The sequence below is a fragment of the Actinosynnema sp. NPDC023587 genome (genome assembly GCF_040640215.1).
In the GTDB taxonomy this organism is placed as follows: domain Bacteria; phylum Actinomycetota; class Actinomycetes; order Mycobacteriales; family Pseudonocardiaceae; genus Actinosynnema.
Window position 1 is genome coordinate 155396 of the sequence record NZ_JBFABG010000014.1, and the last position, 15165, is coordinate 170560.

At 72.1% G+C, this 15165-nt stretch carries 16 protein-coding genes, 1 tRNA gene and 1 CRISPR repeat array; of the genes, 6 read left to right on the forward strand and 11 right to left on the reverse strand.

All coding sequences use genetic code 11. The features are described from left to right. Window positions 1-54: 54 nt before the first annotated feature. A CRISPR array of direct repeats spans window positions 55-448; the repeat unit is 37 nt; unit sequence GTTGCGATCCTCGCTGGAAGCGGGCTTCCAGCGCTGC. Window positions 449-1024: 576 nt separating this feature from the next. The 8 genes from AB0G01_RS29435 to AB0G01_RS29470 all read right to left on the reverse strand — a co-directional run bounded on the left by AB0G01_RS29435 (window position 1025) and on the right by AB0G01_RS29470 (window position 8349). After that, complete coding sequence (locus AB0G01_RS29435) at window positions 1025-1984, reverse strand: tyrosine-type recombinase/integrase (protein WP_360951984.1); 960 nt, start codon at window positions 1982-1984, stop codon at window positions 1025-1027. 116 nt (window positions 1985-2100) lie between these two features. Continuing rightward, window positions 2101-2174 (reverse strand) — tRNA-Pro (locus AB0G01_RS29440). Between the two features lie 173 nt (window positions 2175-2347). Further along, window positions 2348-3469 (reverse strand): histidine kinase, encoded by a 1122-nt coding sequence (locus AB0G01_RS29445; RefSeq protein WP_360951987.1) that lies wholly within the window; start codon window positions 3467-3469, stop codon window positions 2348-2350. Next, complete coding sequence (locus AB0G01_RS29450) at window positions 3463-4125, reverse strand: response regulator transcription factor (RefSeq protein WP_360951990.1); 663 nt, start codon at window positions 4123-4125, stop codon at window positions 3463-3465. Before AB0G01_RS29450 ends, AB0G01_RS29445 begins: the two co-directional genes overlap by 7 nt. Window positions 4126-4146: 21 nt before the next feature. Beyond that, window positions 4147-5556 (reverse strand): ribosome biogenesis GTPase Der, encoded by a 1410-nt coding sequence (der, locus tag AB0G01_RS29455; protein WP_360951993.1) that lies wholly within the window; start codon window positions 5554-5556, stop codon window positions 4147-4149. Beyond that, a complete protein-coding gene (locus tag AB0G01_RS29460) occupies window positions 5553-6167 on the reverse strand; it encodes a lysophospholipid acyltransferase family protein (protein WP_360952120.1) in 615 nt (204 codons plus the stop codon). Before AB0G01_RS29460 ends, der begins: the two co-directional genes overlap by 4 nt. A gap of 35 nt (window positions 6168-6202) precedes the next feature. Next, window positions 6203-6922: a (d)CMP kinase gene (cmk, locus tag AB0G01_RS29465; protein WP_360952122.1), complete on the reverse strand. Its 720-nt coding sequence runs from the start codon at window positions 6920-6922 to the stop codon at window positions 6203-6205. Window positions 6923-7224: 302 nt separating this feature from the next. Then, a complete protein-coding gene (locus AB0G01_RS29470) occupies window positions 7225-8349 on the reverse strand; it encodes a DUF1015 family protein (protein WP_360951996.1) in 1125 nt (374 codons plus the stop codon). Between the two features lie 18 nt (window positions 8350-8367). Here AB0G01_RS29470 and AB0G01_RS29475 point away from each other — a divergent pair, with 18 nt between their 5' ends. The 6 genes from AB0G01_RS29475 (at window position 8368) to AB0G01_RS29500 (ending at window position 13440) form a co-directional block, all read left to right on the forward strand. Then, window positions 8368-8847, forward strand: a complete 480-nt coding sequence (locus AB0G01_RS29475) for a cation:proton antiporter regulatory subunit (protein ID WP_360951999.1) — start codon at window positions 8368-8370, stop codon at window positions 8845-8847. Window positions 8848-8850: 3 nt separating this feature from the next. Beyond that, window positions 8851-10035 (forward strand): cation:proton antiporter, encoded by a 1185-nt coding sequence (locus tag AB0G01_RS29480; RefSeq protein ID WP_360952002.1) that lies wholly within the window; start codon window positions 8851-8853, stop codon window positions 10033-10035. Between the two features lie 121 nt (window positions 10036-10156). After that, window positions 10157-11341, forward strand: coding sequence for a S8 family serine peptidase (locus tag AB0G01_RS29485; RefSeq protein ID WP_360952005.1), 1185 nt, complete (start codon window positions 10157-10159; stop codon window positions 11339-11341). Between the two features lie 269 nt (window positions 11342-11610). Next, window positions 11611-12051: a DUF6319 family protein gene (locus AB0G01_RS29490; protein ID WP_360952008.1), complete on the forward strand. Its 441-nt coding sequence runs from the start codon at window positions 11611-11613 to the stop codon at window positions 12049-12051. 171 nt (window positions 12052-12222) lie between these two features. Next, window positions 12223-12984 (forward strand): 3-oxoacyl-ACP reductase FabG, encoded by a 762-nt coding sequence (gene fabG / locus AB0G01_RS29495; RefSeq protein ID WP_360952011.1) that lies wholly within the window; start codon window positions 12223-12225, stop codon window positions 12982-12984. Between the two features lie 3 nt (window positions 12985-12987). Next, a complete protein-coding gene (locus tag AB0G01_RS29500) occupies window positions 12988-13440 on the forward strand; it encodes a MaoC family dehydratase (protein ID WP_360952014.1) in 453 nt (150 codons plus the stop codon). Window positions 13441-13479: 39 nt separating this feature from the next. Here the strand turns inward: AB0G01_RS29500 and AB0G01_RS29505 are convergent, their stop codons facing one another. The 3 genes from AB0G01_RS29505 to AB0G01_RS29515 form a co-directional block, all read right to left on the reverse strand. Next, window positions 13480-14049 (reverse strand): TetR/AcrR family transcriptional regulator, encoded by a 570-nt coding sequence (locus AB0G01_RS29505; RefSeq protein WP_360952017.1) that lies wholly within the window; start codon window positions 14047-14049, stop codon window positions 13480-13482. 64 nt (window positions 14050-14113) lie between these two features. Next, the gene (locus AB0G01_RS29510; protein ID WP_360952020.1) at window positions 14114-14875 is read right to left on the reverse strand and encodes an SDR family oxidoreductase; all 762 of its coding nucleotides are present in this window, start codon (window positions 14873-14875) and stop codon (window positions 14114-14116) included. Between the two features lie 48 nt (window positions 14876-14923). Further along, the gene (locus AB0G01_RS29515) at window positions 14924-15085 is read right to left on the reverse strand and encodes a hypothetical protein (RefSeq protein WP_360952023.1); all 162 of its coding nucleotides are present in this window, start codon (window positions 15083-15085) and stop codon (window positions 14924-14926) included. Window positions 15086-15165 lie beyond the last annotated feature (80 nt).

Below are 15165 nucleotides of genomic sequence, written 5' to 3' on the forward strand. Positions count from 1 at the left end.
TGCGGGCTTCCAGCGCTGCTCGCCGAGTGGAGAGCCCACCTCGGCACGGTCGACGTTGCGATCCTCGCTGGAAGCGGGCTTCCAGCGCTGCTCCTGGTCCGGCGCCGAGGCCGGGTGGGCGCTGAGTTGCGATCCTCGCTGGAAGCGGGCTTCCAGCGCTGCCGTTTATTTCCCCACACCGGGGGCCCGCGAGTCAGTTGCGATCCTCGCTGGAAGCGGGCTTCCAGCGCTGCCCGCCGCGCTGCGTGCTCGCGGCGACCAGGGCGGCGTTGCGATCCTCGCTGGAAGCGGGCTTCCAGCGCTGCGTGGCGCGGCCGTTGCGACGGCCGCCGGTGGTGACGTTGCGATCCTCGCTGGAAGCGGGCTTCCAGCGCTGCAGGGTGTCGCGCACGATCCCGCCGACCTCGGCGAGTTGCGATCCTCGCTGGAAGCGGGCTTCCAGCGCTGCCCTGGATGACCAGGCTAAATGGTGTCCCCATGAATCGGGAACATCGCCGATGTTCCATTATCCGGGATGACACGCCGACGCCGGCTTCGGAACCTCCCGGCGTGTCACGTCACGCTTGGGGTTCCGAAGCACCACCTACCAGTTCCGGAACCGGCAGGTTCACGAACCGGGGGCGACCGACGCATCCGGGCTCTGCGGCACTCAACGATCTCACGACCGAACCGGGGCCCGCCACGACCGTGCGCTCGGCGCGGTCGACCGTGAACGACCGAGCCGATGAACCCCGAGGCCTCGGGGTTCATCGACAACTCCTTCCGCTGCCACGGTCCCGGACTGCCACAACCCGGCACGGCACACCGACCGCCCGCCTGTTCGAGCGGTCGTGTCCGTGGACACCGCCTGTCACCCTGTTGAGGACTCGTCTCGGGACACCCCGGCCCAACCGCCCACCCCCTGTTCGCAGCCAGAACGGACGGCAATGGCAGTGATGGGAATACCGGAACCTTATCGTCGTGCGTCGGCGACAGGCGCCAATCGGCGTCGGTGTCCTGATGTGGTCGCTTTCCCCCGATATGGCTACACGCGTTCGCCGATGCCCATGCGGAGTTGGGTTTCCTGGGCCCGTTCGGCGGCGGCGCTGGCTCCGTAGTGGCGGGGCATGTCCTCCGACGCCCAACCAAGAAGGAGCATGAGGTCGCCGGTGTCGCCGCCGGCCCGTTTCCACTCGTGGGCGAAGTTGTGACGCCAACGGTGGGCGTGCACGCCGGTCAGGCCGGCCGCCAGGCCCCGGCGTTTGAGCATGATCTTGACACCATTCGGGGCCAACCGGCGGACGCCTCGTTCGGCCAGCCAGAGGTCCGGGAATTCGGCGGCTTTGTGTTTGCCGCGGGCGCGGAGGTAGCGGGACAGGGCGCGGGCGGTTTTCGGGCCGAACCGGACCCGGCGGTCCTTGTCGCCCTTACCCCGGTAGCGGACCGATTCGGTGTCCAGGTCGACGTCGGTCAGGGTGAGATTGCCGACTTCGGACAGGCGTGCACCGGTGTTGTAGTAGAGACGGATCAGGGCCTCGTCGCGCAATGCGACGAAATCCTTGCCCTTGCAGGTGCCGAGGACTTTCTTCGTGTCGTCGTCACGGATGACGGGAATCAGTTTCGTCGTGGTCTTCGGCTGTTTCACCCGGTCCATCGGGGAACGGTCGATGTCCTCCTCGTCGTCGCGCAGCCAGCGGAAGAACTGCTGCAACCCTTTGTGCTTGTTCAGCGCGGTCGCTCCCGAGCGGGTGTCGATCATCCACGCCTGGAAGTGCTCGACGTGGGCGCGGGTCACCTCGCACGGGTCCCCGGCCGCGTCGTCCGCATCAGGGTCCGGAGAGTGCTCAACCAGGTAGCGGGCCAACTGGGCCGCCGCGAGGAGGTAGTTGTAGCGGGTGGTCTCCGGGTGACCGGCCGAGCGCAGGGTCCGGTCCCAGTCGCGGAGGTAGCCCGACCAGGTCTTCGACAGACCGGTGGTGATCTTGTCCAGGTCCAGCAGGGGCATGGCGGAACTCCCCGAGTCAAGGTGTCGCCGAGCGGCGTGCTTGACCCGTCCGAACATCCCAAGATCACAAAAAGAGGGCCTTCGCAGTATCTGACCTGCGAAGACCCTCTTGGCCGTCGGGACGACAGGATTCGAACCTGCGACCCCTTGACCCCCAGTCAAGTGCGCTACCAAACTGCGCCACGTCCCGGCCGCATCCCGTTGTGGGGTGCCCGGATAGCTTAGCGCACCCCACAACGGGCCCCCGACACGGCCCCCCGCGTGGTCGATCTCAGGGGGCTGACCTGGGACGGAGGCCCGCCTGGTGGCGGACCTCCGGTTTCCCGCGGTCGACTGCCGTTCCCCCGGATCGACGCCACGTCACTATGCGTTCGCCGGGTTTCGTGCACTACCGCCGAAAGTCGAGTCATCTTTGTCAACTTTCGACGGACCAGTCGGTAGCCGGGCTTCCAGGGACCAGCTTCCGTCCGCCCGCTCCTCCGTCTCCAGGGTTCCTCCCACGAGGCCCACTCGCTCCGACAGACCGTGCAGGCCCGTTCCGCCCGACTCCGGCGGGGTGGGGCGGGTGGTGGGGGTTCCGTTGGTCACGGCGATCTTCAGGGTTCCGTCTTGTTGCGACAGTCGCACGTGGACCGGTGTGCCGGGCGCGTGTTTCGTCACGTTGGTCAGTGCTTCCTGGACCACCCTGAACGCCGCTCGGCTCACCGACGGCGGCAGGGGGGTGGGTACGGCCGCTTCCAGGGTTATGGTCAGGCCCGCCGCCGCCGCGCGTTCCACCAGGAGTGCGATGTCCTCGTAGCCCTGGTTGGGTTCCGCGGTGAGCAGGCCGAGTGCGGCTCGCATCTCGGCCAGCGCCTCTTTTGCCAGGGCACGCAGGCGTCTGGCGGTTTCGCGGGTCTCCGCGGACTCCGTGGTGGCGGCCAGGGCAGCGGACTCCACGGCGATCAGCGTGGCGTGGTGGCCCACCGCGTCGTGGATCTCGCGGGCTATCCGGGCACGCTCGGACGCGCGTGCGCTGGTTTCCCTCGCCTCCAGTTCCGCCTCCCTCGCCCGGGACGCCTCGGCGAGGGTTTCCGTCAGCTTCTCCCTGGTCGCGATCAGGGCTCCGAGGGCCGCGGGGGCTCCTGACATGAACAGGCTGAACGAGTACGTCAGCAGGATCGCGCCCGCGGTCAGGTGCTGCTGCACGACCACCAGGGTGGCCGGGAACGCCGTGGTGAGCAGTACCCAGCAGGTGATCGACCTCAGGGACGACCCACGCCCCACCCTGTACAGCGCCACGACCGCGGGCGGCCAGCCCAGACCTCCGGCCAGGGCCGGCAGGCAGGCGAGCACCGCCGGCCACGGCCGCCAGTGGCGCAGGGGCAGGAGCAGGCAGGCGGCGAGGGCCGCGGGGATGGACCACGGGTACGGGCCGCCGTCCGCCAGGAGCACCAGGGTGGCCGGGACCGCCACGGCCGGGAGCTCCCGGAGGACCCTCACCACGCGCCGCCGACCTGGTGGGCCACCAGGGCCGCCTGCACCCGGTTCTCCACGCCCAGCTTGGTCAGCACCGTCGACACGTAGCTCTTCACCGTCGCCTCGCTCAGGCCCAGGCTGGTGGCGATGGCGTGGTTCGACCGGCCGTTGGCCAGCAGCGCCAGCACCTGCTTCTCCCGGGCGCTGAGGTTGTCGAGCTGCGGGTTCTGGCGGAACCGGCCGGCGGTGCGGAACTTGGGCAGCAGGCGGGCGGTGATCCTCGGGTCGAGCACCGCCCCGCCCGCCGCCAGGTCCACGACGGCCCTGGTCAGGGCTTCCGGCTCGGCGTCCTTGAGCAGGAAGCCCTGGGCTCCCAGCTCCAGCGCGGTCGCCACGTAGTCGTCCAGGTCGAACGTCGTCAGCACGGCCACCGCGGGCGGGTTCGTCCACGCCAGCAGCGCGCGCAGCGCGGCCAGCCCGTCCATCCCCGGCATCTGCACGTCGACCAGCGCCACGTCCGGCCGGTACCGCCGCACGGCGTCGAGCAGGGCCGCGCCGTCCGCCGCCTCGGCGACGACCTCGACGCGCCCGTCCGCCTCCAGCAACACCCGCAGCCCCCGCCGCAGCAGCGCCTCGTCGTCCGCGAGGACCAATCGCACCGGCACGTGGTCAGGCAACTGCATTCCGCCCGCGGGGGCAACCGATCACTTCTTCGGCTTCTTCTCCCGCACCCGCACCGAGATGCGCACCGGGCTGCCCTCGAAGCCGAACTCCTCGCGGAGCTTGCGCTCGATGTACCGCCGGTACCCGGACTCCAGGAAACCGGTCGTGAACAGCACGAACGTGGGCGGCCGGGTGGAGGCCTGGGTGGCGAACAGCACCTTGGGCTGCTTGCCGCTGCGCACCGGCGGCGGGGTGGCGGCGATCAGGTCGCCCAGCCACGAGTTCAGCCGTCCGGTGGGCACCCGGGTGTCCCACGAGTTCAACGCCGTGCGCAGGGCGGGCGCGAGCTTGCGGACCGCGCGGCCGGTGAGCGCGGAGATGTTGACCCGCTCGGCCCACGGCACGCGGACCAGGCCGCGCTCCAGCTCGCGGACCATCGCGTACCGCCGGTCCTCGTCCACCAGGTCCCACTTGTTGAACGCCAGCACGACCGCGCGACCGGAGTCGACGGCCATGGTCAGCACCCTCAGGTCCTGCTCGCTGATCGGCTCGGACGCGTCCAGCAGCACGATCGCGACCTCGGCGGACTCGATCGCGGCCTTGGTGCGCAGCGACGCGTAGTACTCCGCGCCCGACGCGAAGTTCACCCGCTTGCGCAGGCCAGCGGTGTCCACGAACCGCCACACGTCGTCGTCCAGCTCGACGAGCGAGTCGACCGGGTCCACGGTGGTGCCCGCGACCGCGTCGACCACCGAGCGCTCCTCGCCGGTGAGGCGGTTGAGCAACGACGACTTGCCGACGTTCGGCCGGCCGACGAGGGCGACCCGGCGGGGTCCGCCGGTGTTCACGCCGAACGTGTCGCGCGGCGTCTCGGGCAGCGCCTCCAGGATCTTGTCCAGCAGGTCGCCGGAGCCGCGCCCGTGCAGGCCGCTGACCGGGACCGGCTCGCCCAGGCCCAGCGACCACAGCATGGCCACCTCGCCCATCAGCCGCTCGTCGTCGACCTTGTTCGCGACCAGGATCACCGGCCGCTTGGACTTGCGGAGCACCTTCACGGCGGCTTCGTCGGTGGTGGTCGCGCCGACCGTCGAGTCGACCACGAACACGATCGCGTCGGCGGTGTTCATGGCCAGTTCGGCCTGCGCCGCGACGGAGGCCATCATGCCGGTGGCGTCGGGCTCCCAGCCGCCGGTGTCGACCACGGTGAACTTGCGGCCGTTCCACAGCGCGTCGTACGCCACCCGGTCCCGGGTCACGCCCGGCACGTCCTGCACGACCGCTTCGCGCCGGCCGATGATGCGGTTGACCAGCGTCGACTTGCCCACGTTCGGCCGGCCCACGACGGCCAGGACGGGCTGCGGGACGACGCCGCCCCCGTCGCCGTCGATCCCGTCACCGTCGAACGTCGACCACTCGGACTCGTCCGCCCAGGTGCCGTCCAAGTCCGTCATCCTGCTTCTCCACTCACGCTTCGCCTGCTGTCGAGCTCGGCCACCAACGTGGCCAAGCGGTCGCGGACCTGCTCGGTCGCCTTCTCCAGCCCTTGCCGGCCCTTGCCGGCGTCGAGCTCGAACGGCTTGCCCACCAGCACGTCCACCACGGGTCGGAACCTCCGGCCGGACCCCTCCGGGCGACGGGTGCCCCGGCACGCCACGGGCACCACGAGGGCACCCGACGACCGGGCCAGCCACGCCGCGCCCTGCTGGGCCTGGGCCACGTCGCCGGTGCCGCGCGTGCCCTCGGGGAACACCCCGACGACCCCGCCGCCGCGCAGCACCCTCTGGGCCGCGAGCAGCGGCGCGCGGTCGGGCACGCCGCGCCGGACGGCGAGCTGGCCGATCCGCCGCAGGCCCCGTCCGGCGATCCCGCGGAACATCTCCTGCTTGACCAAGAACACCACACGCCGGGGCAGGACCCCGAACAGGATGGGGCCGTCCACCATCGAGCTGTGGTTCGCGACCAGCACCACCGGTCCGGTCGCCGGCATCCCGGCCGCCCCGACCAGCCGCACCCGGAACGACCTGGCGACGGGCCAGCGACCGATCCAGCGCCCGACGTCCATCAGCCGGGGCCAGGTGCCCTCGGGGAGGTCCTCGTTCACCCGCCCACCGCCACGACCCGCAGTCCGCGCCGCTCCACCAGGTCCACCAGGGCCGCGAGCACGCCGGCCAGGTCGAGCGACGTGGTGTCCAGCTCGACGGCGTCGTCGGCGGGCCGCAGCGGCGACACCGCGCGGGTCGAGTCGTAGGTGTCCCGCCGCCGCACGTCGGCCAGCGTCGCGTCCACTGTGGACGTGCGGCCGGCCGCGTGGTCCTGCTTGGTGCGCCGCTGCGCGCGGGCGCGGGCGTCGGCGGTCAGGTACACCTTCAGCGCGGCGTCGGGCACGACCACCGTGCCGATGTCGCGGCCTTCCACGACGATCCCGCCGGCGCTGCCCAGCGCGGCGGCGATGATCTCGCGCTGCCGCGCCACGAGCAGTTCGCGCACCTCGGGCACGGCCGAGACCGGGGACACCGCGAGGGTCACCTCGGGGCCGCGGATCTCCGCGCCGACGTCCACGCCGTCCACCGCGGTGGTCGACCGCTCCGGGTCGTCGCCCTGGTCCAGCCTGGTCTCGCGGGCCACTTCCGCGACGCGGTCGGCGTCGGTCGGGTCCACGCCCGCGCGCAGCACCGCCAGCGCCACCGCGCGGTACATCGCGCCCGTGTCCAGGTACCGAGCGCCGAGCGTCGCCGCCAGCCGGCGCGCGGCGGAGGACTTGCCGGTGCCGGACGGCCCGTCCAGGGCCACCACGCCACGCAGCTCACCGTGTGCCACCGGGATTTCCTCCTCGAACGCCTGCCTCGTCGTCAACCTCCTATTGTGCCTGGTGTGAGCCGTCACACCCGAATCGGCCTCACTGGTCGAGGTCGGTGCGCGGGCCCGGATCACCCGGAGCACCGCGCCGGGCACGGCGATCTCGACCGCGGACAGCAGCGGCACGTCCGCCGGACTCCCCGGCCGCGCCGCGCGGGCGGGGAACTCCGAGGTGCGGGTCGGGCGTGGCGGTGAGCACCACGGAGATGAGGTCGTCCGAGGTCAGCGCGTTGCGTGCGCACCGCCGTGCGCCCGACCCCGGGTCAGTCGAGGTCGGCCAGCAGCAGGCCGCTGCGCGGTTTGGGGGTGAAGTAGGTGCTCTTGCGGGGCATCCGCCCGCCTGACGCGTGCACCGCGAGCACGTCCGCGACGGGCACGGGCGCGATCAGCAGCAGCGCGTCGGCGTCGAGCGGCACGCCGTGGGTGACCGGGTGCACGCGCGGGCTCTCCGGGTCCAGGCCGAGCGCCTTCGCCAGGAGGTGGGACTCCACGACCGCGTGGTCGAGGCCGGCCGGGGGCAGCACCACCCGCAGCGCCCGCGCGCCGGACACGGCGACCACCACGCCGGGCGACGGCCGGGTGGACACGTCGGTCCCGGCCACCTCCAGCCCGATCCCGCGCCACGCGACCGCCAGGTCGTCCAGGTCCAGGCCGGTGCCGACCAGGGCCCGGTGGATCGGCCCGACCCGCAGGTCCGGCCCGGCGGTGACGAGCGCCAGCAGCCCGGTCAGCCCGGCCGCGCCGGCGGCGGCGACCCGGTGGTTGCCGTCGGCGACCATCAGCGGGTGCGCGCCGGCGGCGGCCAGCAGGGCGTCCTGGTGGTGGCCGGGGCCTACCAGCCACAGCCAGTGCCGCCGCCCGCTCGGGTCGACCATGGACACGGCGGGCGCGGAGTCGACCTCGGCCACCAGCCGGGTCAGCCCGGAGGGTTCCGCGTCCCCCGGCGCGGGCACGGGCACCAGGAGTGCGGCGCTGGTCACACAGCCCAGACCGGCCAGGACGCGGGCCCGCTCGGCGACCACGTCGGGGTAGACCTCCTCGGTGTGGCCGACGGCCGCCGGGTCGGCCAGGCACAGCAGCCCGTACGCCGTGCCGTCCGGCCCGTCCACCCGGTAGGGCGCGACCACGTCCGCGACCTGCCGGTACGCCGTCCGGCACAGGTGGGTCAGGGCGGCGCGCGCCCCCGGTAACGCGTCCAGCAGGCCCAGTCCGGCGGCGAGCGCGGCCGGGGTGCGGTGCGGGTGCTGCACCGCCAGCAGCGTGCCGCCGCGCGCCGCCGCGAGGGCCTCCACGACCTGCTCCGGCTCGGCGAATTCGTCCACGTCAGGCCCCGGCACCCGGTCCCTGACCACCCAACCACCGCGTATGGCCCGTACCCGAACAGTCATGCGGATTATCATGCAGTCATGAACGTCGAGGTCACGCCCCTGCCGGGAATCGGCACCCGCCAGGACTTCATGATCCGGGCCGGTCGCAGGATCGGGGTGATCACCTACCGGGACGGCAAATTCGAGCTGATCGTGTCCAGCAAGGACGACCCCGACAACTGCTCGGCGTCGATACCGCTGTCGCCGACCGAGGCCAACACGCTGGCCGGGCTGCTGGGCGCACCGCAACTGGTGGCGCACCTGGAGGCCCAGCACCGCGAGGTGGCGGGCATCTCCACCAAGCAGTTCCCGATCGCGCCGGGCTCGGGCTTCGACGGCCGGCCGCTGGGCGACACCGAGCTGCGCACCCGCACCGGGGCCTCGATCGTGGCCGTGGTGCGCGCGGGCGCGGTGCACCCGTCGCCCCGGCCCGACTTCACCTTCGCGGGCGGCGACCTGGTGGTCGTGGTCGGCACCACCGACGGGTTGGCCAAGACAGCCGACATCCTGGACGGCTGAGCGTTGCACGACACCGCGATCGCACTGGTCCAACTCGGCGCGGTCTTCTTCGGCCTGGGTCTCCTGGGGAAGATGGCCTGGCGGATCGGCATCTCGCCGATCCCGCTCTACCTGATCGGCGGGCTGGCCTTCGGGCAGGGCGGCCTGATCCCGCTGCACGGCATCGAGGACTTCTCGCACATCTCCAGCGAGATCGGCGTCATCCTGCTGCTGCTCCTGCTCGGCCTGGAGTACTCGGCGGCCGAGCTGATGACCGGCCTGAAGCGCTCGTGGATGGCCGGTGTCCTGGACATCGTGCTCAACGCCGCGCCGGGCGCGATCGCCGCGCTGATCCTCGGCTGGGGGCCGGTGGGCGCGCTGGCGATGGCCGGCGTCACCTACATCTCGTCGTCCGGGATCATCGCGAAGGTGCTCGGCGACCTGGGCCGGCTGGGCAACCGGGAGACCCCGGTGGTGCTGTCGGTGCTGGTCTTCGAGGACCTGGCGATGGCGGTCTACCTGCCGATCCTGACCGCCGTGCTGGCGGGCGTGAGCTTCGTGGGCGGGATGACCGCGGTCGGCATCTCGCTGCTGGCGATCACCGTCGTGCTGGTCATCGCCCTGAAGTTCGGCCGGTACGTCTCGGCCCTGGTGGACAGCCCCGACCCCGAGGTGTTCCTGCTCAAGGTGCTCGGCGCGGCGCTGCTGGTGGCCGGCGTGGCCTCGCAGCTCCAGGTGTCGGCGGCGGTGGGCGCGTTCCTGCTGGGCATCGCGATCTCCGGCTCCACGGCGGAGAACGCCACCCGGATGCTGGAGCCGCTGCGGGACCTGTTCGCGGCGATGTTCTTCGTGGTGTTCGGGTTGAACACCGACCCGAGCTCGATCCCCCCGGTGCTGGGCCTGGCCGTGGCGCTCGCCGCGGTGACCACGCTGACCAAGGTCGCCACCGGGTGGTGGGCCGCGAAGCGGCAGGGCATCGGGAAGCTCGGCCGGGCGCGCGCGGGCGCGGCGCTGGTGGCGCGCGGCGAGTTCTCCATCGTGATCGCGAGCCTCACCGTGGCCTCCGGCGCGGTGGACGGGCAGCTCGCGGCGCTGGCGACGGCGTACGTGCTGCTGATGGCGGTGCTGGGCCCGGTCGCCGCCCGGGTGGTGGAACCGTTGGCCCGTCTGGTGAGCCGGAAGGGTGACGCACAGCCCGCACCGGCCTGAACGGCGGCACGACGGCGGCACGACGACTCGGACTTGGCGGAATCACCCACTTTCGGCCGCTTGAGCCCGAGCGGTGGCAGGGGTTGCACTTGACTGCCGCCCAACCCCGGAGGGGGTCGTCATGCCTGAGGAAACCAAGACCACGACCGGCCGCTACCTCGTGCTGCTGGAGGACAACTCGGTGGCCGCCGGCGCGCGGGAGATGAACCGCGTCGCCGGCATCAACGCCGCCGACACGCTCGAATCGGTCTCGCCGGCCGACCTGGCGGGGTCCGACGGGATCATCTTCCAGGAGCTCGGCGTCGCCGTGGTCACCGCCACGCCCGAGCAGGTGACGCGGCTCGCCCGCGCCACCGGGGAACCCGGCCCGATCGCGGTGGTCGAGCCGGAGCGGATCGTGCGGGCGCTGGCCGTGCCCACGTCGGAGGAGACCTCGTCCGCGCTCGTGGACGAGAGCGTGTTCACCTGGGGGCTCCAGGCGGTCGGCGCGACGCTCAGCTCCGCGAGCGGCGCGGGTGTCCGGCTGGCCGTCCTCGACACCGGGTTCACCGTCGACCACCCGGACTTCACCGGCCGGACCGTGCTCACCCACTCGTTCATCAAGGACGAGGCGGTGGACGACGCGCACGGCCACGGCACGCACTGCGTCGGCACCGCCGCCGGTCCGCGCGAGCCCGCCACCGCACCGGGCTACGGCGTCGCCCACGAAGCGGAGATCTACGCGGGCAAGGTGCTGTCCAACGCCGGGTTCGGCGACGACGGCGGCATCCTGAACGGCATCGCGTGGGCGGTCGCCAACGGCTGCGCGGTCGTGTCGATGTCGCTGGGCGCGGCGGTCCGGCCGGGCACGCCGTACTCGCAGGTCTTCGAGCAGGCCGCCCGGCGCGCGCTGGCGAAGAACACGCTCATCATCGCCGCGGCGGGCAACGAGAGCCGGCGGCCGGGCGCGGTCGCCCCGGTCGGCCACCCGGCGAACTGCCCGTCGATCATGTCCGTGGGCGCGATCGACGACCAGCGGGCCGTCGCGCCCTTCTCCTGCGGCACGGTCGACACCGTCGGCCAGGTCGACGCCGTCGCCCCCGGCGTGAACGTCTATTCGAGCTGGAACGGGAAGACCGGGACCGGCCGGTACAAGCGCATCCAGGGCACCAGCATGGCCACCCCGCACGTGGCGGGCATCGCGGCGTTGCTGGCGCAGCGGTACGACGCGCGCGGCTGGGAGCTGTGGGCGCGGCTGATGCAGTCGGCGCGTCGCCTGGGCCTGTCCTCCACCGATGTGGGTGCGGGATTGGTGCAGGCCCCCTGAACCCGAACACGCTGAGCTCGAACACGCTGACTCGCGGCCGTGGGCGCGACGCGGCGCGGGTCTGGTCGTGGACGACGTGCGGGCGGGGGCGGTGGAGGCTCGGGCCGCCGCCCCCGCACCCCGTTGATCAGCGGTGGACCGTCCGGCGTCACCCGGGATCGGCGGGCCGGGCGCAAGCCCTACGCTGTGCGGGGCAATCGACCCGTCATCGAACAAGTGTTCTATGATCACGCCGGGTCGAGCCGGAAGCGCAGAGAGGAAACGAGAACGTGCAGGCGGACACGCTCGTGGAGCAGGAAGACCGGGTGGACGCCGTTGCGCCCGCCGAGCCCGTGCAGCAGGAGGAAGAAGCGCCTGCCGCACCCCCGAAGCAGGAGGAAGCGCCCGCGGCCAAGCCCGCGAAGCCCCGGGCCCCCAAGAGCACGGTCAAGAAGACCCGCACGGTCGAGCTGACGCTCACCGTCACCGGCACCGCGGACGGCGAGTGGCAGGCCGACCTGGTGCACGGCACCAAGCGGGTCGTGCAGGGCCTGGCCATCTCGGCGGCGGCCGTGTCCAAGGCGGCCAAGGAGCTGCACGAGGACATCGCCGGCGGTATCGAGGAGGTCATCGAAGCCGCCCGGTCCCAGCACCGCACCCGCATGGAGGAGCTGGAGGCCGAACTGGCCAAGGTCAAGGCGGCCCTGGCCGAGCTCAGCGACGACGAGTGACCAGGCGGGGCCGCCCACTTCGAAGGGGCGGCCCCTCCCCCACGCGTTCCGACCAGCACCCGGTGACCACTCGGTGTGCCCCTGCACCGACGCTGGCGTCCCGCCGACCGGGCCGGTAGCTTGCCCGGTAGCCCCTGAGCGCTCGCTTAGGCTTGTTACCAGGAGGTCGACGTGCCCGGACCCGACAGGCGCGTGGCAGTCGTCACCGGTGCCGCACGGGGGATCGGTGCGGCCGTCGCGACGAGGCTCGCCCGGGACGGCATGGCCGTGGCGCTGCTGGACCTGACCGAGGAGAGCTGCGCGGAGCCGGTCGCCGGGATCACCGAGGCCGGCGGCGAGGCCCTGGCCGTGGGCGTGGACGTCGGTGACGGCCAAGCCGTGGACCGGGCCGTGCGACGGGTGGCCGACGAGCTCGGCGCGCCCACCGTCCTGGTGAACAACGCCGGCATCCTGCGCGACAACCTCCTGTTCAAGATGACCGACGACGACTGGGACGCCGTGATGAACGTGCACCTGCGGGGCACGTTCCTGATGAGCCGGGCGGTCCAGCGGTTCCAGACCGAGGCCGGGTGGGGCCGGATCGTCAACCTGTCCAGCACCAGCGCGCTGGGCAACCGGGGCCAGGCCAACTACGCGGCGGCGAAGGCCGGCATCCAGGGCTTCACCAAGACCCTCGCGATCGAGCTGGGCAAGTTCGGCATCACCGTCAACGCCATCGCCCCCGGCTTCATCGCCACCGACATGACCGCCGCCACCGCCGCCCGCGTGGGCGCGGACTTCGAGGACTTCAAGAAGGTGGCCGCCACGATGATCCCGGTGGGCAGGGTGGGCACGCCGGAGGACATCGCCCACACCGCGTCGTTCCTGGTGAGCGACGGCGCGGGCTTCGTCTCCGGCCAGGTCTTGTACGTGGCCGGCGGACCGAAGGACTAGGCGGTGCGGATCTTCCCCACCTTGGACGCCCTGGGCGAGGCGGTGGGCGAGCACCTCGGCCACGGCTCGTGGCACGAGATCACCCAGCAGGAGATCGACCTCTTCGCCGAGGCCACCGACGACCACCAGTGGATCCACGTGGACCGGGACAGGGCGCGGGCCGGGCCTTTCGGTGCTCCGGTGGCGCACGGCTACCTGACCCTCTCGCTGATCCCGAGGCTGGTCCGCGACGTCTACGCGGTCCGCGACCTCGCCATGGGCATCAACTACGGCCTCGACAAGGTCCGCTTCCCCACGCCGGTGACCGTGGGTTCCCGCGTGCGGGCCGGAGCGGAACTGGTGGAGTTCACCGACTTCCCACCGGGCAAGCGGGCGGTGGTCAAGGTGACCGTCGAGATCGAGGGGCACCCCAAACCCGCCTGCGTGGCCGAGACGGTGATCCTGCTGATCCCGTGACCGGACCGGGCGGCATCCCGTGGCCGCTCCGGGTAATCCCTACACCCGCAACGAACTTGCCAGCAGGTCCGCGTAGTGCCGCCCGACCTCCTCGGCCGACAGCGCCCCGTCCTCCCGGTACCAGGCCGCCAGGTGGTGCACGGTCCCGAAGAAGTAGTGCACGGTCAGATCGGCCGGGACGTCCTGCCGGAACACCCCGGACGCCTGCCCCTCCTCCACCAGCGACCGGAACCGCTCGTGGTAGCGCCGCCGCTCGGCCCGCATGGCCAACCGCTGGGGCTCGGCCGGCAGATCGGCGGACCGGAAGTACACCTTGGCCTGGTCGAAGTTCTCCACCGACGTCACCACCACGTCCACCGCCGCCGAGTGCAGCCGGTCGGCCACCGCGCCGTCGCCGGCGGCGATCAGCTCCAGCCGCTCCGTCTGCACCCGCAGCAGACTGGCGTAGATCTCGTGCAGCAGGTCGTCCTTGGACCCGAAGTAGTGGTACATGGCACCTTTGGTGACGCCCGCGAGGTCGACGATCTCCTGCACCGCCACCCGGTCGAACCCCTTGTCGGCGAACAACCTGGTGGCCGCCGCGATCAGCCGCTCCGGCACAGTGCCCATGCGGGGCAGCATAATCCCACTCCCGGCACCCGCCGCCCGAGCCGACGCGGGGGCGTCCCCGGCACTACGACCCCAGGGTCGCGCCGCCGTCCACGACGAAGGTCGCTCCGGTGACGTAACCGCCCGCGTCCGAGGCGAGGAAGACCACCGCCGAGGCCAGTTCCTCGGGGTCGCCGACCCGCCCCATCGGGAGCCGCGCGACGTGCGCGTCCAGGTACCCGTCCGGGTACTGGTCGGTCATCTCCGACGCGAAGTACCCGGGTGCCAAAGCGTTCACCCGGATGCCCTTGCGCCCGGTCCACTGCTGCGCCAGGTCCCGCGTCAGGCCCAGCAGGCCCGCCTTGGACGCCGAGTACGCCGCCTGCGGCAGCCCGCCGGACACCAGTCCCAGCACGCTGGACACGTTGATGATCGACCCGCCACCGGTCATCACCGCCGCAGCGGCCTGGGCCATCCAGTACGCGCCGTTGAGGTTCACGTCCACGACACCGCGGAACTGCTCCGGCGTCTCGCGCGACGCCGGTACCGCCGACGCCGTCCCGGCGTTGTTCACCAGCACGCCCACCGCGCCGAAATCCGCCGCAGCACGCGCCACCTCGTGACAGTCCTCCGGCACGGCGACATCCGCGCGCACGACCAACGCCCGCCGGCCCGTGGCCTCGACCAACGCCGCGGTGTCCTGGAGCCGATCCACCCGGCGCGCCGCGAGCACCACGTCCGCGCCCGCTTCCGCGAGTCCCTTCGCGAACGCGACGCCCAGCCCGGAGGACGCCCCGGTGACGATCGCGACCTTCCCGTCCAACCTGAACCTGTCCAGGATTCCCATCCGGCCCACCGCCTTCTCCCGAATACTCCACAGTGGACAGAACGGGCGTCAGAGCCCCCGGTCCCGTCCGATGAGTTTTTTCATGATCCCGTTCTGGGCGTCCGCGCTCCAGTACTCGGCCTCGGCCGCGTCCACCGCCGTACGGTCGACGAAGGCGCGCGCCGTGTCGCGGCACGCGCCGTGGTCGTCCCCGAACAGCGTGCGGCGCACCGTGCCCCCGTACTGAGCAGTTGCTCAGGGCTAAGCGTGCGCTTAGCCTGCGACAGGCTGAGCTCCCTCGTCAAGGAGGC